The organism is Aminobacter sp. BA135, from assembly GCF_050859125.1.
In the GTDB taxonomy this organism is placed as follows: domain Bacteria; phylum Pseudomonadota; class Alphaproteobacteria; order Rhizobiales; family Rhizobiaceae; genus Aminobacter; species Aminobacter ciceronei.
Map to the genome: position 1 here is coordinate 1,202,180 of NZ_CP139572.1, position 22,797 is coordinate 1,224,976.

The 22,797-nt window shown below is 63.4% G+C and carries 24 protein-coding genes and 1 pseudogene; 16 read left to right on the plus strand and 9 right to left on the minus strand.

The genetic code is table 11. The features are described from left to right. The gene (locus tag SLT36_RS05860) at window positions 1-402 is read right to left on the minus strand and encodes a hypothetical protein (RefSeq protein WP_432286281.1); all 402 of its coding nucleotides are present in this window, start codon (window positions 400-402) and stop codon (window positions 1-3) included. Window positions 403-586: 184 nt separating this feature from the next. Here SLT36_RS05860 and SLT36_RS05865 point away from each other — a divergent pair, with 184 nt between their 5' ends. From SLT36_RS05865 to SLT36_RS05895, 7 genes are all read left to right on the plus strand, one after another. Continuing rightward, on the plus strand, window positions 587-1,906 hold the full coding sequence (locus SLT36_RS05865) for a murein hydrolase activator EnvC family protein (protein ID WP_432286282.1): 1,320 nt from the start codon (window positions 587-589) through the stop codon (window positions 1,904-1,906). A gap of 1 nt (window position 1,907) precedes the next feature. After that, window positions 1,908-3,236, plus strand: coding sequence for a S41 family peptidase (locus SLT36_RS05870; RefSeq protein ID WP_067956602.1), 1,329 nt, complete (start codon window positions 1,908-1,910; stop codon window positions 3,234-3,236). A 111-nt stretch (window positions 3,237-3,347) separates the two neighbouring features. Continuing rightward, window positions 3,348-4,505 (plus strand): divergent polysaccharide deacetylase family protein, encoded by a 1,158-nt coding sequence (locus tag SLT36_RS05875; RefSeq protein ID WP_432286283.1) that lies wholly within the window; start codon window positions 3,348-3,350, stop codon window positions 4,503-4,505. 6 nt (window positions 4,506-4,511) lie between these two features. Next, window positions 4,512-5,030, plus strand: a complete 519-nt coding sequence (locus SLT36_RS05880) for an RNA pyrophosphohydrolase (protein WP_432286284.1) — start codon at window positions 4,512-4,514, stop codon at window positions 5,028-5,030. A gap of 325 nt (window positions 5,031-5,355) precedes the next feature. Further along, a complete protein-coding gene (gene rnk, locus SLT36_RS05885) occupies window positions 5,356-5,772 on the plus strand; it encodes a nucleoside diphosphate kinase regulator (RefSeq protein ID WP_432286285.1) in 417 nt (138 codons plus the stop codon). Window positions 5,773-5,874: 102 nt separating this feature from the next. Beyond that, window positions 5,875-6,417 (plus strand): nucleoside-diphosphate kinase, encoded by a 543-nt coding sequence (locus tag SLT36_RS05890; RefSeq protein WP_432286286.1) that lies wholly within the window; start codon window positions 5,875-5,877, stop codon window positions 6,415-6,417. Window positions 6,418-6,524: 107 nt separating this feature from the next. Continuing rightward, entirely contained in the window at window positions 6,525-7,778 is a 1,254-nt protein-coding gene (locus SLT36_RS05895; protein WP_432286287.1) for a D-amino acid dehydrogenase, read from the plus strand. Between the two features lie 2 nt (window positions 7,779-7,780). On the opposite strand, the gene SLT36_RS05900 is transcribed toward SLT36_RS05895, so the two are convergent. From SLT36_RS05900 to SLT36_RS05915, 4 genes are read right to left on the minus strand one after another with little or no spacing between them, the layout of a single operon-like run. Further along, window positions 7,781-8,182, minus strand: a complete 402-nt coding sequence (locus SLT36_RS05900; RefSeq protein WP_432286288.1) for a VOC family protein — start codon at window positions 8,180-8,182, stop codon at window positions 7,781-7,783. A gap of 4 nt (window positions 8,183-8,186) precedes the next feature. Next, window positions 8,187-8,654 (minus strand): transcriptional regulator, encoded by a 468-nt coding sequence (locus tag SLT36_RS05905; protein ID WP_432286289.1) that lies wholly within the window; start codon window positions 8,652-8,654, stop codon window positions 8,187-8,189. A 12-nt stretch (window positions 8,655-8,666) separates the two neighbouring features. Continuing rightward, entirely contained in the window at window positions 8,667-8,816 is a 150-nt protein-coding gene (locus tag SLT36_RS05910) for a hypothetical protein (protein WP_432286290.1), read from the minus strand. A gap of 60 nt (window positions 8,817-8,876) precedes the next feature. Then, window positions 8,877-9,758, minus strand: a complete 882-nt coding sequence (locus SLT36_RS05915) for a LysR family transcriptional regulator (protein WP_432286291.1) — start codon at window positions 9,756-9,758, stop codon at window positions 8,877-8,879. A gap of 176 nt (window positions 9,759-9,934) precedes the next feature. On the opposite strand from SLT36_RS05915, the gene SLT36_RS05920 reads away from it, so the two are divergent. After that, complete coding sequence (locus SLT36_RS05920; RefSeq protein WP_432286292.1) at window positions 9,935-11,431, plus strand: CoA-acylating methylmalonate-semialdehyde dehydrogenase; 1,497 nt, start codon at window positions 9,935-9,937, stop codon at window positions 11,429-11,431. A 200-nt stretch (window positions 11,432-11,631) separates the two neighbouring features. Here the strand turns inward: SLT36_RS05920 and SLT36_RS05925 are convergent, their stop codons facing one another. The 3 genes from SLT36_RS05925 to SLT36_RS05935 form a co-directional block, all read right to left on the minus strand. Then, window positions 11,632-13,002, minus strand: coding sequence for an IS1182 family transposase (locus tag SLT36_RS05925; RefSeq protein WP_432283660.1), 1,371 nt, complete (start codon window positions 13,000-13,002; stop codon window positions 11,632-11,634). A 78-nt stretch (window positions 13,003-13,080) separates the two neighbouring features. Then, window positions 13,081-13,308 (minus strand): helix-turn-helix domain-containing protein, encoded by a 228-nt coding sequence (locus tag SLT36_RS05930; protein WP_432286293.1) that lies wholly within the window; start codon window positions 13,306-13,308, stop codon window positions 13,081-13,083. A 1-nt stretch (window position 13,309) separates the two neighbouring features. Next, window positions 13,310-13,858, minus strand: a complete 549-nt coding sequence (locus SLT36_RS05935; RefSeq protein WP_432286294.1) for a hypothetical protein — start codon at window positions 13,856-13,858, stop codon at window positions 13,310-13,312. A gap of 80 nt (window positions 13,859-13,938) precedes the next feature. Between SLT36_RS05935 and SLT36_RS05940 the strand changes: the two genes are divergently transcribed. Both SLT36_RS05940 and SLT36_RS05945 read left to right on the plus strand, forming a co-directional pair. Further along, window positions 13,939-14,532 carry a hypothetical protein gene (locus tag SLT36_RS05940; protein ID WP_432286295.1) on the plus strand — a complete coding sequence of 198 codons (594 nt, stop codon included), beginning with the start codon at window positions 13,939-13,941 and terminating at the stop codon, window positions 14,530-14,532. Between the two features lie 159 nt (window positions 14,533-14,691). Next, window positions 14,692-15,012, plus strand: coding sequence for a hypothetical protein (locus SLT36_RS05945; protein WP_432286296.1), 321 nt, complete (start codon window positions 14,692-14,694; stop codon window positions 15,010-15,012). 14 nt (window positions 15,013-15,026) lie between these two features. On the opposite strand, the gene SLT36_RS05950 is transcribed toward SLT36_RS05945, so the two are convergent. After that, a complete protein-coding gene (locus SLT36_RS05950) occupies window positions 15,027-15,674 on the minus strand; it encodes a GntR family transcriptional regulator (RefSeq protein WP_432286297.1) in 648 nt (215 codons plus the stop codon). 115 nt (window positions 15,675-15,789) lie between these two features. Here SLT36_RS05950 and SLT36_RS05955 point away from each other — a divergent pair, with 115 nt between their 5' ends. The 6 genes and pseudogenes from SLT36_RS05955 to SLT36_RS05980 all read left to right on the plus strand — a co-directional run. Beyond that, window positions 15,790-16,683, plus strand: coding sequence for a dihydrodipicolinate synthase family protein (locus SLT36_RS05955; RefSeq protein WP_432286298.1), 894 nt, complete (start codon window positions 15,790-15,792; stop codon window positions 16,681-16,683). Between the two features lie 35 nt (window positions 16,684-16,718). Then, window positions 16,719-17,972, plus strand: a complete 1,254-nt coding sequence (locus SLT36_RS05960) for an NAD(P)/FAD-dependent oxidoreductase (RefSeq protein ID WP_432286299.1) — start codon at window positions 16,719-16,721, stop codon at window positions 17,970-17,972. A 14-nt stretch (window positions 17,973-17,986) separates the two neighbouring features. Further along, on the plus strand, window positions 17,987-18,988 hold the full coding sequence (locus SLT36_RS05965) for a 4-hydroxyproline epimerase (protein WP_432286300.1): 1,002 nt from the start codon (window positions 17,987-17,989) through the stop codon (window positions 18,986-18,988). 345 nt (window positions 18,989-19,333) lie between these two features. Then, the gene (locus tag SLT36_RS05970) at window positions 19,334-20,236 is read left to right on the plus strand and encodes a branched-chain amino acid ABC transporter permease (protein ID WP_432286301.1); all 903 of its coding nucleotides are present in this window, start codon (window positions 19,334-19,336) and stop codon (window positions 20,234-20,236) included. Between the two features lie 4 nt (window positions 20,237-20,240). Then, window positions 20,241-21,836, plus strand: coding sequence for a high-affinity branched-chain amino acid ABC transporter permease LivM (gene livM / locus SLT36_RS05975; protein ID WP_067956637.1), 1,596 nt, complete (start codon window positions 20,241-20,243; stop codon window positions 21,834-21,836). Beyond that, window positions 21,836-22,702: pseudogene (locus tag SLT36_RS05980) on the plus strand (ABC transporter ATP-binding protein); the annotation flags it as partial. The gene livM and the pseudogene SLT36_RS05980, both read left to right, overlap by 1 nt. Between the last annotated feature and the right edge of the window lie 95 nt (window positions 22,703-22,797).

Genomic DNA, 22,797 nt, shown 5'->3' on the forward strand with positions numbered 1-22,797 from the left:
CTAGCCACCCTGATCAAGCTGGGCTGACATGTCGGCAAGCGCCTTGTCAGTCAGCATTTCCGGGCAGGATCTGGCGAACCGTTCAGCAAATGGATCCGGCACCATGTATGCGCCTCTGGTTCGGGAATAGTAGACCACGTGCTCGGTTGGCTTGCCGCACAAGGTCTGCATATTGCAGCTGAAAACGCTGGTGCCGAAGTACAAAGGCGTCGTCGTCCTTTTCCGGCACGCCAAGGTTGCGAGCTTTTCTTGGGCTGCCCCGGTAAGGTCCTGACCAGACAAGTATTCGTAGAGCGAATATACGTCGCCTATGGCGCGGCTCTCGATGGTCAACGCATCCGTCGCTGCGATAAGTGCCGAGCAGATACATGCCAGTGAGAGGAACCTCTTTAGTCTTGTCATGTGGGTTCTCCGACAAGGCGTATCGCGTCCACTCTACAAATTCGAACAGGAAAATAATGGCAGCGTCCGGAATTTGACAAAATGGCTGGGCAAAAGTCCGCCCGCGGTCGTGCCCGATGAACATGGTTGATGGTTCGTTAACGATGCCGCCGCTAAGGTCGCAAGCATACAATCGGATCATCGCATGGCGCGGAATTCCCCAGTGAAGGCGTGGCTCCAACCATGCCGCGGCATCGTCGCGGCAGGCTGGATCGCGCTCGCCTGCGGAGCCGCATTGGCCCAGGTTGGCCCGCCCTTGCCGGACCCAGACCGTACGCGGTCCGAACTCGAGAACCTGTCGCGCGTCATCGAGGTTTCAGCCGAGCGGCGCGAAAAACTGGCGGCCGAGATTGCCCAGGTGAAGAAGGATCACGCCTCGATCACCGCGGCGCTGATCCAGTCGGCAAAGACTGAGCGCAAGCTCGCCCAGGACATCGAAGATATCGCCGGCAAGGTCGAAGGGCTGAAAGAGCAGGAGGCGGGCATCCGCACCTCGCTCAACATGCGCCGCGGCGTGCTGGCGGAGGTGCTTGGCGCGTTGCAGCGCATGGGCCTCAATCCGCCGCCGGCGATCCTGGTCAAGCCGGAAGACGCGCTGTCGTCGATCCGCAGCGCCATCCTTCTCGGCGCCGTGGTGCCCGAGCTGCGCTCTGAGACCGAGATTCTGATGGCCGACCTCAAGGAGCTGTCACGGGTTGTCGCCTCGATCGAGGCGGAACGTGACCGCCTGACAACCGCGATGACGGCGCAGGCCGGCGAAAAGGCGCGACTCGACCTGCTGCTCGAAGCCAAGACCCGGCTGCGCTCAGAATCCGAGACAGCGCTTGCCGAAGAGACGAAAAATTCAGTCGAACTCGCAGCGCGAGCCGAAAGTCTCAAAGATTTGATCGCCTCGCTCGACAAGCAGGCGGCGAAGAAGGCCGCCGACGCAGAGGCCTCTCGAAAGGCTGCCGCGGAGGCAGCCAAGGCAGCAAACGAACCGGTCGTTCCGGTGGTGCCGGAAGCCAACCAACTTGTTGCTTCCGCTCCATTTTCCTTGCTCCAGGGGCAGGTGGCGCTACCGGTCGCCGGGCGGATCAAACGCCGCTTCGGCGCCGACGATGGCATCGGCGGCACCATGCTTGGGGACATGGTTGCGACACAATCGGGCGCCATCGTCACCGCTCCGGCGGATGGAAGCGTTCTTTATGCGGGGCCTTTCCGCTCCTATGGTCAACTCTTGATCCTCAACGCCGGCGACGGTTATCATGTCGTCTTGGCGGGGATGAGCAGAATCAGCGTCGCGCCGGGTCAGTCCGTACTAGCAGGCGAGCCGATCGGTGCGATGGGAGAGGCGAGGGTGGCGAGCACCTCAGCCTCGGACAATGCAAATGCGACGCCGGAACTCTATGTCGAGTTCCGCAAGGATGGAAAACCCGTCGATCCGACCCCGTGGTGGGCGGACCGCACCTCTGGAAGGACATGAAATGATGCGTAAACTGTCGCTTCTGCTTGCCGGGGCGCTGATGGGAGGCTCCGCGATGAGCCTGGTGTACGGTGCGCCCGGCTCGACAGCGAATGCGGCGGGTTCCGAAACCTACCGCCAGCTCGCCATCTTCGGCGACATCTTCGAACGCGTGCGCGGTCAGTATGTGACCCCGCCGGACGAAAAGTCGCTGATCGAGAACGCCATCAACGGCATGCTGACCTCGCTCGATCCGCATTCGTCATATCTCAACGCTGAAGCGGCCAAGGACATGCGTGTCCAGACCAAGGGCGAATTCGGCGGCCTCGGCATCGAGGTGACGATGGAGAACGAGCTGGTCAAGGTCATCACCCCGATCGACGACACGCCCGCCGCCAAGGCAGGCGTGCTGGCCGGCGATTACATTTCCAAGATCGATGGTGAGGAAGTTCGCGGCCTGACGCTGAACGACGCCGTCGAAAAGATGCGCGGCCTGATCAACACCCCGATCAAGCTGACGATCCTGCGCGAAGGCGCCGACAAGCCGATCGAGCTGTCGATCATGCGGGACGTCATCAAGGTCAAGGCGGTCAAGTTCCGCGTCGACAATGATGTCGGCTACCTGAAGGTCACCTCCTTCACCGAAAAGACCTTCGACGACCTGCAAAACGCGATCACCACGATCAAGAAGCAGGTCCCGGCGGACAAGTTGAAGGGTTACGTGCTCGACCTGCGCCTCAACCCGGGCGGCCTGCTCGACCAAGCGGTCAGCGTTTCCGACACCTTCCTCGACCGCGGCGAGATCGTTTCGACCCGCGGCCGCGATCCGAAGGACATCACCCGCTTCGACTCGCGTCCCGGCGACGACATCGACGGCAAGCCGCTGATCGTCCTGATCAATGGCGGTTCGGCGAGTGCTTCGGAAATCGTGGCTGGCGCGTTGCAGGATCTGCGCCGCGCCACCGTGGTGGGCACGCAGTCCTTCGGCAAGGGTTCGGTGCAGACCATCATCCCGCTGGCCGAGAACGGCGCGCTCAGGCTGACGACGGCGCTTTATTACACGCCGTCAGGCAAGTCGATCCAGGGCAAGGGCATCACGCCCGACATCAAGGTCGACCAGCCGCTGCCGGCAGATCTGCAGGGCCGCGACGTGACCCGTGGCGAGTCCGAACTCAAGGGCCACATCAAGGGGGCCGAGGAAAGCGACAAGGGTTCGGGCTCGGCAGCCTATGTGCCGCCGGAGCCGAAGGACGACCTGCAGCTCAATTACGCATTGGAGCTGTTGCGTGGACAGAAGACCGATCCGGCCTTCCCGCCCAATCCCGACAAGGCCGTGATGAACCAGCAGTAAGGGGCGACCGGCGAAGCGCTGGCCTGCTTTACGTGACAATGCCATGCTGCCGGGACCGCAAGGTTCCGGCAGTTTGATTCGGGGAGGCTGGCTTCGGCCACAGGGCACGGCGTGGTGCAGATCGAAAAGGAAATCGACCGTCCGCTCGGACAGGCGCCGCGCCGTCCGACTGGCAAGCGCTCTGCCTGGCTGCGCAAGGGGCCGCTGCTTGCCGGCCTGTGCGTCGTGGCATTGGTGGCGGCGTCGGCGTCGATCGCCTTTCGCCAGAAGCCTTATCGCACGCCTGAAGTCGTTGCGGTGGTTACGCCCGAGGTGGTTGCCGCGGCGCCCGCACAACCCGTGGCCAATCCGAAGCCGGCACAGACGCCGAGCAGCGGCGGCCCGCAGATCATCCGCGTCAACCCGCCAGAGAGCGAGGGTGGCGCCGTCGTCGTCCGCGATCCCTCTGCCGTCGGGCAGAATGTGCGCGTCGCCCATTTGCCGGAGAAGGCACTGATCGAGGACAGCCCCGCCGGGCCGTTGCCGATCCGCGCCGCCGACGGGCGCCGTCCGTTCGACGTCTATGCCCGGGCCTGGTCCGGTGCGCGTGGCGCGCGGGTGGCGATCGTGATCGGCGGGCTCGGACTGTCGCAGACCGGAACGCAGACGGCGATCGGCAAGCTGCCGCCGGAGATCACGCTCGGTTTCGCGCCGCAGGGCAACAGCCTTGGCCGATGGATGCAGGCGGCGCGGCGCGAGGGCCACGAGATCATCATGCAGGTGCCGCTCGAGCCGTTCGATTTTCCCAACGTCAATCCCGGTCGCAACACGCTGACCGTCGAGGCCGGTGCCGACGAGATCCTCAAGAACCTGCGCTGGACGCTGTCGCGGACGACAAACTACACTGCCGTGATGAACTACATGGGGGCGCGCTTCTCGACGAACCCCGAGGCAATGGGCGTGATGATGGCCGAGCTCGGCAAGCGTGGCATCGGTTATGTCGACGACGGCACATCGGCACGAAGCCTGGCACCTGAGACAGCGTTGAAGAACGGCGTGCCGTTTGCTGCTGGTGATGCCATCATCGACGGCGTTCAGGATCGCGGCGCGATCCTCGACAAGCTCGACGAGCTGGAGCGGACGGCGCGCGCCAAGGGCTTTGCCATCGGCACCGGCAATGCGTTCGACGTCACGGTCGACGCCGTGGCCTCGTGGGCAAGCGAGGCACGCAAGCGCGGCATCGAGATCGTGCCGATCTCGGCTGTCGCGAGCGACCCCGAACGAGGATAGGACTTGATGTCGAAGACCCTGAAAGCGCCCGAATATCTGCCCTACCGTCCTTGCGTCGGCATCATGGTGCTGAATGCGAGGGGGATGGTCTGGGCCGGCCACCGCATCGCCGAGCCGGACGGCGAACTGTCTGATACCGACCAGTTGTGGCAGATGCCGCAAGGCGGCATCGACAAGGGTGAAGATCCGTATCCGGCCGCGCTCCGCGAGCTTTACGAAGAGACCGGCATGCGCAGCGTCAGCCTGCTCGCAGAGGCGCCCGACTGGATCAACTACGACCTGCCGCCGCATCTGCTCGGCATCGCCCTCAAGGGCAAATATCGCGGCCAGACGCAGAAATGGTTCGCCTTCCGCTTCGAGGGCGAGGAAAGCGAGATCGCAATCAACCCGCCGCCGGGCGGCCATTCGGCCGAATTCGACCGCTGGGCGTGGAAGTCGATGTTCGAGCTGCCGGAGCTGATCGTGCCGTTCAAGCGCAAGGTCTATGACGAGGTCGTGGCGGCGTTTAGGCACCTGGCCGGATAATACTCGGCCGGATAATACTTGGCCGGATAGCATCTGGCCGGCCGCCCTTGACAAGCAGGGCGGGGTCGGCGACCCTCCGGCCATGTGCACTTACGCTCATATTGGCAGCTTTGCCTTGTTCCGGGTCTGCCCCATCGCGGGATCCTAGCCCCGGCTCGGTCGCTATGCGACGTCCGAGCCTGCGGGGCACTTTTCAATGCATGAAATCATGAAAACCGGGCCGCTGGGCGGAACGGTCTGAACATTTGGGCACGTCCGCTTTTGCGCGGACGGACCGGTCGTGAGCGTTTCCGCCACGGCCGGACGAGAATCCGTGGAGTATCCATTGCGCCAGAACATCAAGCAGCGCCGCGAACATGAGATCGTGGTGAGCGAAAACGACCATGCCAGGCTGACCGGCCTCGCCGAATCCAGCCTCGAACGCCTACCTGGAATCGCCGAGGAGCTGCTCGCCGAAATGGAGCGCGCCAAGATCAAGCCGCTCAGCCGCATCCCGGCCAATGTCGTGCGCATGGGCTCGACCGTGACGTTCCGCGGCGGTGACGGCGAGGTCAAGACGGTGGCGCTGGTCTATCCCGGCAAGGCCGACATCGCCGAAGGCAAGGTCTCGATCCTGACACCGGTGGGTGCAGCGCTGATCGGTCTTCGCGAAGGTCAGTCAGTTGCCTGGACCTCGCGCGACGGGCGCCGTCTCGAACTGGAGATCGTGACCGTCGAAGCGCCCCGTGCGGACGCCAACTGACGGCGCGCTCCGGCCAGCCCACTCCTGAAATCCCGCCTGCGCGTCCACCTTGACGCCTGGCGCTGCATGCCGGGCAACACCCGGTGCTTGCGGAGACAAGCCATGTCCAAATGTCAGCTGACGACCAAGGATTTTGCCATCGTCAAGACGATGCTCGACCGCCTCGCCTGGTCAGGCGGTCCGCTGGTGGCGCTGTTGCGCCGGAAGCTCGCTTCGGCCCAGGTCGTGTTTTCGAATGAGGCCGACGCCGACGTGGTGACGCTGAACAGCCGCGTCACCTTCAGCGTCGATGGTGGCGCACCGCATACCCGGATCGTGGCGCATGGGCCGATGGACGGCATGGTCGGGCAGATCATCCCGATCACCGTGCCGCGCGGGCTTGCCCTGCTCGGCCTGCGCAAGGGCCAGTCGATATCGATCGACTGCGGCCGCGGTGCAACCGAGACCATCTGCGTCGACGAGATTCACTACCAGCCCGAGGCGGCGCGGCCGGGCATCGCGACGCCGGACCTTCGTCCCGCCCCATCTGAACGCCGCTTTCCAGTGCTGGTGTTCAGCGCCGATGGGCCGCAAGCTCTTGGCGTGCCGGGAAAAATCCGGCACATCTCGACAAATGGCGATGATCCGGGCCCGTCTGCGGCCTGACCGGCGCCGTCTGCAGCGCTTCGGAGAGTGCTCGAAGCAGCCGCAAATCGGGAATATGCACGCTCCGAAATCGACCTGATATATCGGAGCCTGTATCTGGGGGCGCAATGAAGGTCATAGTCGTCGGCGGCGGCGTCATCGGGGTGACGACTGCCTATTATCTTGCCGAGGCCGGCCACGAGGTGGTCGTCTACGACCGCCAGAAGGGGCCGGCGCAAGAAGCCAGCTATGCCAATTCGGGCGAGATTGCCTCCGGCTGTGCCTCGCCTCTGGCAGCACCCGGCTTGCCGCTCAAGGCGCTGAAATGGCTCGCCATGAAGGATAGTCCCTTTTCCTTCCGGCCGAAATTCGACCCCAAGATGTGGATGTGGCTGGCCCGGGTGCTGCGCAACTGCACGGCCGAGCGCTACCAGGCGAAGAAGTCGCTGATGGTGCCGCTCGCCGAATACAGCCGCGACATGTTGCGGGTGCTGCGCGAAGGCACCGGCATCGCCTATGACGAGCTCAGTCATGGCACGCTGCAACTGTTTCGCACCCAGGAACAACTCGACGGCATCGCTGCGGATGTCGCCGTGCTCGACAGGCTCGAGGTGCCGTACGAAATTCTCGATGCGGCGGGATGCGTTGAAGTGGAGCCCGGTCTTGTTCGCTCGCGCCACAGCTTATCTGGCGGCCTGCGCCTGCCTGACGACGAGACCGGTGACTGCAGCTTGTTCACCGAGCGCCTGGTCGAGTTGTGCGCCGCGCGCGGTGTGGTGTTCAAGTTCGGGCAGAAGGTCTTTTCGATAGATGCCTGGGCCGGGAAAGTTCAGCACGTCACGGTCAACGGCCATGAGGATGCCGACGCGTTCGTTCTGGCGGCGGGCAGCTATTCCGAACGCTTCATGCGCAAGCTGCACCAGCGCCTGCCGCTCTATCCGCTGAAGGGCTATTCGCTGACGGTGCCGATCGCCGACGTCGATGCAGCGCCTGCCTCGAGTGTTATCGATGTTGCCGGCACGGTCGCGGTCACACGGCTTGGCGACCGCATCCGCATCGGTGGCACCGTGGAGATGTCGGGCTTCGATCTGACCCTGCACGAGCAGCGTCGGATGCCGCTCGAGCGTGCGCTAAGCGAGCTGTTTCCGGATGCCGGCGATCTGCGCGAAGGGCGCTTTTGGTGCGGCTTGCGCTCGATGACGCCTGACGGTCCGCCGGTTTTGGGACGGACCAAGCTGCCGAACCTCTACATCAACACCGGCCACGGCATGCTAGGCTGGACCATGGCCTGCGGTTCGGCGAAAATCCTCGCCGACATGATCTCCGGCCGTGAGCCGGAGATCGATATCAGCGGCCTTGGCCCTGAGCGCTTTTGGGCCTGACGTCAGGCCACCTTCTTCAGCGTGCGCGGCGCCTCCGCCGATTGGTACATCGAGATGACGTGGCCGTCGGGATCGGTGAATTCGGATGACCATCCGCCCGGCGCGTGGCTCACCGGGGTGACGATGGTCACGCCATTGTCGGCCAGCGTCGACACGATGTCATCGATGCCGCCGTCGGCGATCTCGAAGACGATGATCGGAGAGTTGCCGGGCCGGGACTCCATCGCAAAGAAGATCAGGTCGACGCCATTGGCGGTATTGGCGAGCAGCCAGTCGCCGCCGGTGTCGGCGTCGCCTTCCATGCGCTGGACCTCGAGACCTATGACATCGCGATAGAAGGCTTCGGTCTTGTCGATGTTCGAGACGTAGTCGCAGATATTGCCGAGTTTGCTTTTGCCGAACATATGGTCACTCCGTGATGTCGGTTGCACGCCGGTTGAGTTGCTGTGCCGCCGGGTTTTGTGAGGTGCCGATGACAAAAAGGTGCCCGTCGGGGTCGTGGCTGGCGAGCAGGGCGCCCGGTTGCCTGGCCAAAGCGAGCAGGGAACGCCTGATGCTGCCGAAGGCAAGAGTGCCGGTCAGGCCCGGAATTTCCCCAAAGGAGCCACCGCCATAGGCTAACCAGCGCCGCCGTATTTCTGCGATGCGCTGCCGCAATGCAGGATCGGCGAGGCGCTGCGGCCAGGCGATTTCCTGCCGCGTATGGCCTGTCAGCGCCAGCAGCGTCGTCGTGCGCAAGCCAGGGGGCAAGGTCGCGACGAACCTGGTCGGCGAGGCTTCATGGGGCTTTGGCTCACAGCTGATGGCTGCGAAAGGTTGTTCTCGTTTTCTGCGCCGAACTGCCGAACGCGCGTCGAAGGCGGCGCGGCGTCGCAATGCGCCTTCAAGTCAGCGCCGGTTCTCGACATTCGACAGGTCGGTGCGCCCCGCCTCGACCGCCGCGACTAGAACCGTCTGCAACAGATCTTCGGCCTCATCGGCGCGCCTCGTGGCGCGCCGGGCCTTGCGCAGCAATTCTGCGTAGGGACGGGGCAGCAAATCGGTTTCCTCGGTTGGAGCACCGATGTTAGCGGATGTGTGAGCTTGTCGGAAGGCTGTTCAGATGAACAGCGCCCGCTCGCGTTCCACAGCTTTGGTGATGAAGCCCGCCACCGTCTGGATGCGGCGCAATGGCCGGACGGACTCGTGATAGACAAGCCAGTAGGCGCGGCGGATCGGCGGGATCGCCGTTGCCGGCACGATGTCGACAATCCTGCGGGCAATGAAGGTGTGCAGTATGCCGATGCCAGCGCCTGAGCGCACCGCCTCGACCTGCCCGAGCGCGGACGAAATCGAGAAGGCGGACTCCCATGACGGGCTGAACTCGGCGGCGTAGTCGAGCGATGAGCTGACCACGAGGTCGGGCACGTAGCCGATCAGGCGGTGGGCCGAAAGCTCGGGACGCGAGGTGGGGAGGCCGTATTGTTCGACATAGGCGCGGGAAGCAAACAGGCCGAGCGAATAGTCGACAAGCTTTGCCGCCACCAGTCGGCCTTCGCTCGGCCGCTCGGTGGTGATGGCGATATCTGCCTCACGCCGCGACAGTGAAAATGTCCTTGGGACCGGAACGAGCTGGATGCGCAGGTCGGCGTGCTGGGCGGTCAGCGTACCCAGGCGTTGCGCCAGGAAGGCAACGCCGAATCCGTCAGGCGCGCCGATGCGCACCGTGCCCGACACTTCGTCGCCTTCGCCCGAAATTTCGGCGCGGGCAGTCAGCATGTCGGCTTCCATGCGCTCGGCGACTTCGAGGAAGCGCTCGCCGGCGGGCGTCAGTTCGCTGCCGGTGGTCAGCCGGCGGAAGAGTTTTGTCTTCAGCGCCTCTTCGAGGGCTGCCACGCGCCGAGATACGGTTGCGTGGTTGAGCTCGAGCCGCCGTGCCGCACCGAGGATCTGGCCGGTGCGCGCTACGGCGAGGAAGATGCGGACGTCATCCCAGTTCATCGGTGGTTCGGACCTCAGGCGAAGGGCTACGATCCGTGCAGCCTACTATGCATGAAATCGCATTCAAGCTCCCGTCGGACTTTATTTTCTGCACAACGGTTGCGTTCACCCTCGCGTTGCAAAGGCGCGCGTTAAGCGGGACAATGCGCCATCAACAAAGAATTGGGAGAGAAGCAATGGTCGACTACGGTCATTTCATCGGCGGCAAGCATGTCGCCGGCACCAGCGGGCGCAAGCAGGACGTGCTGCAGCCGATGGACGGTTCGGTACGCGCCACGGTGGCACTTGCCTCGGCGCAGGAACTGCGCGCCGCTGTCGAGAATGCCAAGGCAGCACAGCCTGCCTGGGCGGCCACCAATCCGCAGCGCCGCGTCCGCGTGCTGATGAAGTTCCTGGAGCTGGTGCACAAGGAATACGACTCGCTGGCCGAGCTTCTGGCGCGCGAGCATGGCAAGACCATTGCCGACGCCAAGGGTGACATCCAGCGCGGCCTTGAAGTTGTCGAAGTCTGCATTGGCGCTCCACACATGATGAAGGGCGAGTTCACCGACGGCGCCGGCCCCGGCATCGACGTCTACTCGATGCGCCAGGCGCTCGGCGTCGTCGCCGGCATCACCCCGTTCAACTTCCCGGCGATGATCCCGCTGTGGAAGATCGCGCCGGCGATTGCCTGCGGCAACGCCTTCATCCTGAAGCCGTCAGAGCGCGACCCGGGCGTGCCGCTGCGCATCGCCGAACTGTTCCTCGAAGCCGGCCTTCCGGCAGGCATCCTCAACGTCGTCAACGGCGACAAGACGGTTGTCGACGCGATCCTCGACGATTCTGACATCAAGGCCGTCGGCTTCGTCGGCTCGACGCCGATCGCCCAGTACATCTACAGCCGGGGCTGCGCCAACGGCAAGCGCGTGCAGTGCTTCGGCGGCGCCAAGAACCACATGATCATCATGCCCGACGCCGACATGGACCAGACCGTCGACGCGCTGATCGGCGCCGGCTACGGCTCGGCCGGCGAGCGCTGCATGGCGATCTCGGTGGCCGTTCCCGTCGGCCACGACACCGCCGAACGGCTGATGGAAAAGCTGGTCCCGCGCGTCGAGAGCCTGAAGGTCGGCCCGTCGACCGACTCATCCGCCGACTTCGGCCCGGTCGTCACCCGTGAGGCGCTGGAGCGCATCAAGGGTTACGTCGACATCGGCGTCAAGGAAGGCGCCAAGCTCGTCGTCGACGGCCGCGGCTTCAAGATGCAGGGCTACGAGAACGGCTTCTATATGGGCGGCTGTCTGTTCGACCATGTGACCGCCGACATGCGCATCTATAAGGAAGAGATCTTCGGCCCGGTTCTCTCGGTGGTGCGCGCGCCGACCTACGAGAACGCCATCAAGCTGGCCAACGACCACGAGATGGGCAACGGCGTGGCGATCTTCACCCGCGATGGCGACGCCGCCCGCGATTTCGCTTCGCGTGTCCAGGTCGGCATGGTCGGTATCAACGTGCCGATCCCGGTTCCGATCGCCTACTACACCTTCGGCGGCTGGAAGGCTTCGTCCTTCGGTGACCTCAATCAGCACGGTCCGGATGCGTTCCGCTTCTACACCAAGACCAAGACGGTGACCTCGCGCTGGCCGTCGGGCGTCAAGGACGGTGCGGAGTTCGTCATTCCGACGATGAACTAAGCCCGACGGCGTGGAGTTCATCATCCCGACGATGAACTGATCGTTTCTAGCTAGAAAATGAACGGGCGCCCGTTGGGCGCCCGTTCAGACTGCTGACGAACCCCGTCGAATTTCGGCGGGGTTTTGTTTTGTGGGTTGATTGAGCTTTTGGCTTGATGTCGGGGAGCAGATGCCAGGGCCGTTGCGAGCCCGCTTTGGCCTCATGCGAGGCTTGGTTTTGGCTTTGGCCAGAGGCTGATTGCGATCTTTTTCATGTTTTGGGCGGCGGCTGCGATCAGGCACTGGCAGGCGACGCGTGTTCGCCCTCGGAAGCGTGCATAGCGATGGCCGAAGAGCTGCTTGGCATCGGCGAAGGATCGCTCGACCGTCTCCTTGCGGCGTCGATAGATCGCCTTGCCCCATGCGGTTAAGCGGTTGGCATCGACCCGCTCGCGGACATCCTGCCAGACATGGCGCGTGATGGTGCGCTCGGCCTTGGCGTTTGATGTGCAAGACGCCAGCAGCGGACAGTTGCGGCAGATCGTCGGGTCGCTCTTGTAGTGGCGATAACCGCCGCGATCGGTGGTGGCGTAAGTGAGCAACTGGCCCTGCGGGCAACGATAGCCGTCAAGGTCCGGCTCATGGACGAAAGCGCCCTTCCTCATCTTGCCAGGCTTTGGCCGGGGCGGGTTGCGATAGCCGACGACACCCTGGATGTTCCTGTCCTCCAGGCCCTTGGCGATGCCTGGCGTGGCATAGCCGGCATCCAGCCCCGCCGCCGTGACGTCGAAGCCGAAACGCTCCACCTGGCGGTCGAGCCGGTCGAGATAGACGATCGAGTCATGCACGTTGGCCGGCGTGGCAAACGTGTCGGTGATGATGCCGAAGCCGCCATCCACCGTGCGGTGATCGAGATAAAAGAAGCCCTTCGGCTTGCCCTCGCGCACCATATAGCCTGCCTCAGGATCGGTGCGCGAGACCTTCGTCTCTTTCACCGCAGGCTGCCGCTCCTGCTCCTTCAGCGCCTTCTGGCCGTGCAGCGCCCGTTCGGCATCGATCGCCCGGTCGAGTTCGCCCCAGTAGTCGGCACGCGACTTGGCGACCATGGCAAGGTCGTACTTGCCCTTGTTGGCATTGGCCTTCAGGTGCGTGCTGTCGGTGTAGAGCACCGTGCCGTCGACCAAGCCTGCCCCGATCGCCTGCTCGACAATGCGGTCGAAGATCGCCTGCGCGATCGTCTCGTCCTGGTAGCGCCGGCGGCGGTTCTGCGACAATGTCGAGGCGTCGAACACCTTGTCCGTCAGCTTCAGCCGCAGGAACCACCGGTAGGCGACATTGACCTCGATCTCTCGCACCAATTGCCGCTCCGAGCGCACCCCGAACAGGTAGCCGATGAACAGCGCCTTGAACATCAAGGTCGGATCGAGTGGCGGGCGACCATTGTCGGCGCAGTAAAGCGGCGCTGTCAGATCGTGGATGAACGAGAAATCGATAACACCATCGATCTTGCGCAGAAGGTGATCAACTGGAACCAGTTGATCAAGCGTGACGATCTCAAGTGCGGTTTGTTCAGGGCCAGCTCGCTTCAACATCACACACTGAATCACAAACCCCCAACTCTCGCCAGGGGTTTGTCAGCAGTCTGAACGGGCGCCCGTTGGGCGCCCGTTTTACGTTTCGTCCTCTTCTTCCGGTCCCGGCTGGTACTCCAGCAGGTCGCCCGGCTGGCACTTGAGCTCGGCGCAGATGCGGGCGAGCGTCGAAAACCTGACACCGCGCACCTTGCCGGACTTCAGCAGCGACAGGTTCTGCTCAGTGATGCCGATCTTGGCGGCGAGTTCCTTGGAACGCATCTTGCGGCGCGCCAGCATGACGTCGAGATTGACGATGACCGGCATGTCAGACGAACCGCTTGTTGTCGTCGTCGACTTCGGCGGCCACCGCAAGGAGGTGGCCAAAGACGATCAGTATGCCCGACAGGATCAGGGCCAGCAGTTCGTGCGTGCCGAAGCTGATCGCCAGAAACCGCTGGCCGGCCGGCATGTCGAGGCTGACGATGAGCGAGACCAGCGGCGGGGCCAACGCCATGGCGATCGCGTTGGTCAGAAAAGCCACGCCTGACAGGCGCATCAGGCGCGCGCTTTCAGCGCCGACGATGTCATGCAGGCTGATCTCGCGGAACGCCGCCCGCAGCGTCTGCAGCGCCCATCCGAGCAATCCGGCCTGTGCGAGAAATGCCGCTGCCAGCAACAGCATCGTCGAGGTCGAGAGCTGCGCCGGCCTCGGAAGTGCCAGCCTTTCAATCACGAACGTGCCGATCCAGGTCGGGTCGGACCAGGCCAGTACCAGCCCGTAGAGGACGAACAGGCCGAGAATAGCCATCAGCACGAGGATGAGCTTTTCCATGCGCCGGCTCAGCAATCGGGCGCGCTCGCGGGCAGTCTCCATTTCGGCCTCTTCAAATTCTGTTTGCAAAAATTAACGTAAAACAATAAGTCAGTGCTGTCAAACAACCATATGGAGGCATTATGTCGGTGCGTGGACGTTCGATTGCAGGGCTGGCCTCGCTGTTGACGCTGTCTGCCTGCGCTTCGCTCAATCCGATGGCGCTGACCAGGCTCGCAGCCCTTGATCCTCTAGAGATCGCGCCGGAGCAGATGAGCGTCGCAGCCATCATGCCTGTTCCGCTCAAGCTGCGCACCGGCGATGTCGTGCTGCATTTCGCGATGGAGGCGCCGGCACCTTATGGACCGGTAAACGAGGCCTTGCCGCTCGAAATCGTATCAGGCGACAATGCGCCGGGCGTGTCGGCCAGCCCTTCCTTCGAAAGGATCCAGGTCGCTCGCGTCGCGCAAGCGGACCTGGCCCGGCTCGCCGCCGCACAGGCCAAGGCGCGCGCTTTCAAGGCGACCGGCCGGAAGGACGGCAAGGGAAGCATATCCGTGACGATCAAGGGTGGATGCCGCGACGGTGCCATCAACCCCGGCGCGCTCGCGGCAGAGATTTTCATGCGCAGCCAGGCGGACGAACAGTACTTCCTGGTGTCGTCGGTAAACCTGAGAAAACTGCTGACGGACGACGCCATCGCAAAGCTGCCATTGTGTGATCCCCGGCAGGGCTGATGTGCCGCCGCTTGTTGCGGCGGTGTACAGCAATATGCCCCGGGTGCGAGGGCCTGGACGGAATGACGGAAGGCCCAATGCTTCCGGGGCTTCCACTGGCTTTCGTGTTACTATGGGCCGTTACCTTCCCGCACAGATGCGGCGGCAAGGAGGTGTCGAATGACACTCGCGCCCGCATTCCACACAAGCGGGCTGGCGGCTTTCGGCCTGGCGCTGATGCTGCCGGCCACCCCGGCAGTTGCAGAGCTGTTCTGCAGCGACCATGACGCGATCGTGGCCGGCCTGACGGACAGTTTTCACGAGCGGCGCCTTGGTTACGGCGTCGCCAGCGACGCGGCAATCGTCGAAATCTACATCTCCGACGATGGCACCTGGACCGTGCTGTTGTCGGATGTCAGAGGCCGCAGCTGTGTGCTCGCCGCCGGCGACGGCTGGGAGAGCGCCGTTGACGAGGTCAGGGAAGCCGAACCGAGACATTGATCGATCATGCGGCCTTACCGCGTCGCTGCCGCCTCGGCGTGGGCGCGCAGCATCGCCATCAGCCGCTCGGCTTCCTGCGCTGCACTTTCCTCGTCGTGCTCCAGGATCGAGCGGATCAGCGCGACATGGTGTTCGGCGGACGCGGCGAGGCCGGTGTCACGCTGATAGCGGAACCAGAAACGCCGGCTGTGGGTCTGCAGAGGTGCCGCGAGGCGGGCGGCGAAATCGTTGTCGGCGGCAAGGGCGAGGGCCTCGTCGAGCGCCTTGTCGGCCGCGAGGAAGCCGAGCACGTCGGCCGCGATCACTGCTTTCTGCATCGCAAGGGCTGCGGCATGGAACTGGTTGGCGGCATCGCGGGTGACGAAGCGCGCCGCCGAACGAGCAAGCACGATCTCGATGCCGCGGCGCGCGTCGAGCACGCGCAGCCAGTCGCCGGGGTGCAGCGGCGCAATCGCCAAGCCGGCGCGCGGCCTGATCTCGACCAGTCCTTCCCAGGCCAGGCGCTGGATCGCCTCGCGCACCGGCGTGCGGCCAAGGCCAAGCCTGTCGATCAGAGAGCCTTCGGTGGCAATGGTCCCAGGGGCGAGTTCGAGGGTGACGATGAGCCGTTCGAGCTCGTGGTAGGCTCGTGTCGCAGCCGGTTCCAGTTTCTCAGCTTGCATGACCGAATCTCTTGAAAGCACAATGATATATTTTTGATATATCAGATGCGATTGCCGATTGACAATGTTGGTCGCCTCGTCATATATCACTGATATATCAGATGGAGAAAGCGCCATGTGGGCCGGAGTCATCCCAGCAGTCACCACCAAATTCACGGCGGACGAGCGCCTCGATCATGCCGAAATGGAGCGCTGCTTCGCGCTGCAGATGGAGGCCGGATGTGACGGCCTGATCGTCGCCGGCTCGCTCGGCGAGGGCCCGATGCTCTCGCATGACGAAAAGATCGAGGTGCTGAAGACCGCCCAGAAGGTCGCCGCCGGCAAGCCGGTGCTGCTGACGGTCAACGAGGCCGGCACCCGCGAGGCGGCGGCCATCGCCAAGCGCGCCTCCAGGGAAGGCGCGTCCGGCCTGATGGTGGTGCCGAGCCCGATCTACCACACCAACCCGGAAGAGACGGTGGCGGCCCTTCGCGCCGTGGCCGAGGCCGGCGACCTGCCGGTCATGATCTACTCCAACCGCCTCGCCTACCGCGTCGACGTCACCGTCGACCAGATGGAGGAACTGGCGTCCGACACGCGCTTCGTCGCGGTCAAGGAATCGTCCGACGACATCCGCCGCTCGACCGAGATCATCAACCGCCTGGGCAACCGCTACGACCTGTTCACCGGCGTCGACAACCTCGCCTTCGAGGCTCTTTCGGTCGGTGCAATCGGTTGGGTTGCAGGCCTCGTCGTCGCCTTCCCGCGCGAGACTGTCGCCATCTACCAGCTGATGAAGCAGGGCCGGCGCGAAGAGGCGCTCGCCATCTACCGCTGGTTCCGCCCGCTGCTCGACCTCGACGTCTCGACCTATCTGGTCCAGAACATCAAGCTTGCCGAGGTGCTGGCGATCGGCTCCAACGATCGTGTGCGTATGCCGCGCAAGCCATTGTCGGGCGAGCGCCGCAACGCGGTCGAGAAGATCATCAAGGACGCCCTGGAAGTCCGCCCCAAGCTGCCTTCGTTCTGATCTGGTAAGGGCAGGGGCTCGGAGGGGAGCACGGCATGAGTGCAGCGGTCGACGAGATCGACATTGCCATCATCGGCGCCGGCATCGTCGGCATCGTGGCGGCTGCCTATCTCGCCGAGGCCGGGCGCAAGGTGACGGTCTTTGACCGCACCGGCGTCTGCGAGGAAACCAGCTCCGGCAATGCCGGGGCGTTTGCGTTCTCCGATGTGCTGCCGCTTGCGCACAAGGGCATGATGCGCAACGTACCGAAATGGCTGGCCGACCCGCTTGGCCCGCTGACCATTCCACCTGCCTACCTGCCCAAGCTTGCGCCATGGCTCTTCCGCTTCTGGCGTGCCGGGGCACCCGCCAACTATGAGGCGAGCCTTGCCGCGCAGGCCGGGCTGATGAAGCTCGCCGAGCAGGAGTGGGCGTCGCTGATGGCGCGCTCGGGCACCGGCTCGATGCTGCGCGAGGACGGTTCGCTTGAGCTCTACGAGCGTGAGGCGGAATTCAAGGCGGCATTGCCGAGCTGGGCGGCGCGTGACCGCTTCGGCATCGCCTACCGGCATCTCGAAAAGCACGAACTCGCAAACTATCAGCCCGGGCTGGCCGACCGCTTCACGCGTGGCACCTTCGTGCCCGGCTGGAAGACGGTGTCCGACCCGAAGGATCTCGGCAAGGCGATCTGGCGTCATGCCGAGGCCAGCGGCGCTTCCTTCGTCAAGGGCGATGTCGGGCTTGTCCGGCCAGCTGGTGACCGCATCCTGATCCAGCTCAAGCAAGGCCGCACGCTGTTCGCCCGCCAGGTGCTGATCGCCGCCGGAGCCTGGTCGCATCTGCTCGCCCGTCAGCTCGGCGACGTCATCCCGCTCGAAACCGAGCGCGGCTACAACACGACGCTCCCCACCAGTGCTTTCGACGTCAAGCGACAGCTGATCTTCTCCGGCCATGGCTTCGTCATCACGCCGCTTGCCACCGGCCTGCGCGTCGGCGGCGCGGTCGAGCTGGGCGGCATCTCGCGGGCGCCGAACTATGCGCGTTCGAAGGCGATGCTGGAGAAGGCGCGCAAGTTCCTGCCGGGTCTCGATACTTCGGGCGGGCGCGAATGGATGGGCTTCCGCCCGTCGCTGCCCGATTCGCTGCCGGTCATTGGCGGCTCGCGCAGCCAAGCCGGCGTCCACTACGCTTTCGGCCATGGTCACCTTGGCCTCACCCAGGCGGCGGCCACCGGCCGGCTGGTGTGTGAGCGCATGCTGGGTCAAAAGTCGGCGATCGATCTCACCCTCTTTTCCGCACAACGTTTCTGACGCAAGGTATGATCATGGCACGCCATTCCTTTTTCTGCATCGACGGCCACACTTGCGGCAATCCGGTGCGGCTGGTGGCGGGCGGCGGCCCCCGCCTCGAAGGCGCGACGATGATGGAACGTCGGGCGCATTTCCTTGCCGAATACGACTGGATCCGTACCGGGCTGATGTTCGAGCCGCGCGGCCATGACGTGATGTCGGGCTCGATCCTCTATCCGCCGACGCGTGACGACTGCGATGTCGCCATCCTGTTCATCGAGACCTCGGGCTGCCTGCCGATGTGCGGCCATGGCACGATCGGCACGGTGACGATGGCGATCGAGCACGGGCTGATCAAACCGAAGACGCCGGGCACGCTGCGCCTCGACACGCCGGCCGGCCTCGTCATTGCCGAATACAGGCAGGTCGGCGACTATGTCGAGGAGGTGCGCATCACCAATGTGCCTTCGTTCCTCTATGCCGAAGGGCTTTCCGTCGACTGCCCCGGCCTCGGCGAGATCAGGGTCGATGTCGCCTATGGTGGCAATTTCTACGCCATCGTCGAGCCGCAGGAAAACTACCGCGACATGGCCGACCACAGCGCCGGCGATCTCATCGCCTGGAGCCCGGTGGTCCGTCAGCGGCTGAATGAGAAGTATCAATTCGTGCATCCCGAGAATCCCGGCATCAACCGGCTGTCGCACATGCTGTGGACCGGTGAGCCGAAGCATGCCGAAGCGCATGCCCGCAACGCCGTCTTCTATGGCGACAAGGCCATCGATCGCTCGCCTTGCGGCACCGGCACCTCGGCGCGCATGGCGCAGCTTCACGGCAAGGGCAAGATCAAGGCGGGCGACGATTTCGTGCACGAATCAATCATCGGTTCGCTGTTCAAGGGGCGGGTCGAACGCGAGATCGAAGTGGCCGGCAAGAAGGCGATCATTCCCTCGATCGGGGGATGGGCGCGGATGACCGGATTGAACACCATCTTCATCGACGATCGCGATCCGTTCGCGCATGGGTTCATAGTCAAATAGTCGTATAGCGAGGAGCTGGGGCAGCCAATATGTCTAGACATTCTTGAGAAGGAGACCATCGGCAAGACGCAAGAACCTGTTGCTGTTGCGTATCTTGGCGCTACATTCTTCGATCATGGCGCGCAAAATCACCGGAATCGGCAAAGACATTGCGTTGAGCCAATGATAGGTTTCGCGATAGTCCAGGGCCTGGACGACAAAAAACAGAGGCGGCGGAAAACGCTGTCCGGCAAGCCGCAACGGGTTGAAGAATCACGTTGCAATCCAGGCTCGAAACTTTAGGACTAGGGGAAATATCAAAAGGAATGCGTGCATCGCGCGACATTCCAGGGGAGCCGCATCCATATGCAATATTTCGTCCAGCAGCTGGTCAATGGGCTGACGCTGGGGTCCATCTATGGCCTGATCGCGATCGGCTATACGATGGTCTACGGCATCATCGGCATGATCAATTTCGCCCATGGCGACATCTTCATGCTTGGGGCGTTTACCGCTCTGATCGTGTTCCTGATCCTGGGCGCCATGTTTTATTCGGTGCCGGTCGTCATCGCCCTGCTGATCATGATGGTCGTGGCGATGCTCCTGACCAGCCTCTACAACTGGACGATCGAAAAAGTGGCCTACCGGCCGCTGCGCGGATCGTTCCGCCTGGCGCCGCTGATTACCGCCATCGGCATGTCGATCGCGCTGTCCAACTTCGTTCAGGTCACCCAGGGTCCGCGCAACAAGCCGATCCCGCCAATGGTCAGCCAGGTCTACAATATCGGCGGCATCTCGATTTCGCTGAAGCAGATCATCATCGTCGTGGTCACCGCCCTGCTGCTCGCTTTGTTCTGGTACCTCGTCAACAAGACCTCGCTCGGCCGCGCCCAGCGCGCCTGCGAGCAGGACCGCAAGATGGCAGCTTTGCTCGGCATCGACGTCGACCGCACCATCTCCATCACCTTCATCATGGGTGCAGCCCTTGCCGCCGTCGCCGGTACGCTGTTCCTCATGTATTACGGTGTCGTTGCCTTCTCCGACGGTTTCGTGCCCGGGGTCAAAGCCTTCACGGCGGCGGTGCTTGGCGGCATCGGCTCGTTGCCGGGAGCTGTCATTGGCGGCCTGATGATCGGTTTCATCGAAAGCATGTGGTCGGCCTACTTCTCGATCGACTACAAGGACGTTGCAGCGTTCTCGATCCTCGCCATCGTGCTCATCTTCCTGCCCTCCGGCATCCTTGGCCGGCCCGAAGTCGAGAAGGTCTGACAACATGGCCAATATCGCCCAAGCTTCACGCGAAGAGACCGCCAGCCCATTGCAGCACGGCCTTCGCGAGGCCTTCTATGCGGGTATCATCGCGTTTGGCCTTTTCTTCCTCTTCATCGGCCTCAAGACCGACCAGAACATCAGCAACGAACTGGTCCTCGTTCCGCGCTGGGGCCTGCTTACCATCGTCGTTGGTCTGGTCATGCTCGGCCGCTTCCTCTACGTCGCCTATGCGCAGCCATTCATGGCGCGACAGAAGATCGTCGATGTCGCCAGCGGGCTGCTGCCAGACAGTGTGGCGACGCGGTTCTTCCGCTTGCCCTACTTCATTGGGGCGCTGGTCGTCGCGGCGGTGCTTCTGTTGTTCGCCGGCTCGCTTGACGGGATTTTCGGTTCCGGCCTGGCTGGTTACCTGCGCTTCTTCCGCGCGCTGGCGATCATCTATGCGCTGGCCTCGGTGCTGTTCTACTTCCGCGCCTTCATCCATAACCACTTTTCGGCCCTCGGCGTCGGCGTCCTGATCGCCTATCCAATCGTTGTCGTTCTGATCCTCGCGCTCTTGACGGGGTCGATGGCTGGCGGCTTCCAGGGTTCGCTCAAGTGGGTCGACAATTTCGGCATCCAGATCCTGATCTACGTCATGCTGGCCTGGGGCCTGAACATCGTCGTCGGTCTCGCCGGGCTGCTCGATCTTGGCTACGTCGCCTTCTACGCCGTCGGCGCCTATGCCTACGCGCTTTTGGCAACACAGCTCGGCTGGTCGTTCTGGATCCTGCTGCCGGTGGCCGGCATCATGGCCGCCTTCTGGGGCGTCATCCTCGGTTTCCCGGTGCTGCGGCTTCGAGGCGACTATCTGGCGATCGTCACGCTCGCCTTCGGTGAGATCATCCGCCTCGTGCTGATCAACTGGCGCGAAGTCACCAACGGTGCTGCCGGCATCTCCGGCATCCCGAAGGTCAGCTTCTTCGGGCTGATGTCGTTCAACGTCTCCGATCCCAACTACATCGCCAAGGTGCTCGGCATTGCCCAGTCCGGCGCCTACTACAAGATCTTCCTCTACTACCTCATCCTTGGCCTGGCGCTGCTGACTGCCTTCGTCACCATCCGCCTGCGCCGCATGCCGGTCGGCCGCGCCTGGGAAGCGCTGCGCGAGGACGAGATCGCCTGCCGTTCGCTCGGCATCAACACCACCACCACCAAGCTCACCGCCTTTGCGACAGGCGCTATGTTCGGCGGTTTCGCCGGCTCGTTCTTCGCCGCGCGCCAGGGCTTCGTGTCGCCTGAATCCTTCGTCTTCCTGGAATCGGCGATCATCCTGGCTATCGTGGTGCTCGGCGGCATGGGGTCGCTGGTCGGCATCGCGGTCGCGGCTGCGGTGATGATCGGCGGCACCGAGATCCTGCGCGAGATGGAGTTCCTCAAGCACGTCTTCGGGCCGGACTTCACGCCTGAGCTTTACCGCATGCTGCTGTTTGGCATGGCGATGGTCATCGTGATGCTGTGGAAGCCGCGAGGTTTCGTCGGCAGCCGCGAACCCACCGCCTTCCTGCATGAACGAAAAGCTGTCTCCAGTTCCTTCACCAAGGAAGGACACGGCTGATGAACGCGAGCGCATCCATGAGCAAGCCGATCCTGCAGGTCGAGCATCTGTCGATGAAATTCGGTGGCCTTGTCGCCATCGGCGACCTGTCCTTTGAGGCCAAGCGCGGGGAAATCACCGCGCTTATCGGCCCGAACGGTGCCGGCAAGACCACGGTCTTCAACTGCATTACGGGCTTCTACAAGCCGACCGAGGGCATGATCCGGTTCAACGGCCGCGAAGGCGGGGAATTCCTGCTCGAGCGCATGCCGGACTTCCAGATCACGGCCAAGGCCAAGGTCGCGCGTACCTTCCAGAACATCCGGCTGTTTTCGGGCATGACGCTGCTCGAGAATCTTCTGGTTGCCCAGCACAACAAGCTGATGAAGGCCTCCGGGTTTACCGTCATGGGTCTGGTCGGCCTTGGCGGCTACCGCAGGGCGTCGGCTGAATCAGTCGAGCTTGCCAAGCATTGGCTCGAAAAGGCCGAACTGCTCGACCGTGCCGACGATCCGGCGGGCGATCTTCCCTATGGCGCACAACGCCGCCTCGAGATTGCGCGCGCCATGTGTACCGGGCCCGAGCTGCTTTGCCTCGACGAACCGGCGGCCGGCCTAAACCCTAAAGAGTCGCTGGCGCTCAATACGTTGCTCAACGACATCAAGGACAACACCGGCACGTCGATCCTGCTCATCGAGCACGACATGTCGGTGGTCATGCAGATTTCCGACCACGTCGTGGTGCTGGAATACGGCCGCAAGATTTCCGATGGCGACCCGATGTCGGTCAGGACGGATCCGAAGGTCATTGCCGCCTATCTCGGCGTCGATGACGAAGAGGTTTCCAACGTTCTGGTCGAGGTTGGCGACGAGCAGGTCATCGAAGAGCTCGAAGGCATGCCGGATCCGGCCCATGGACCTGGTTCGTCTTCGTCGATGATGGCCGGACCGGTGAGCGACACCATTGGCCACAGCGATGGTCA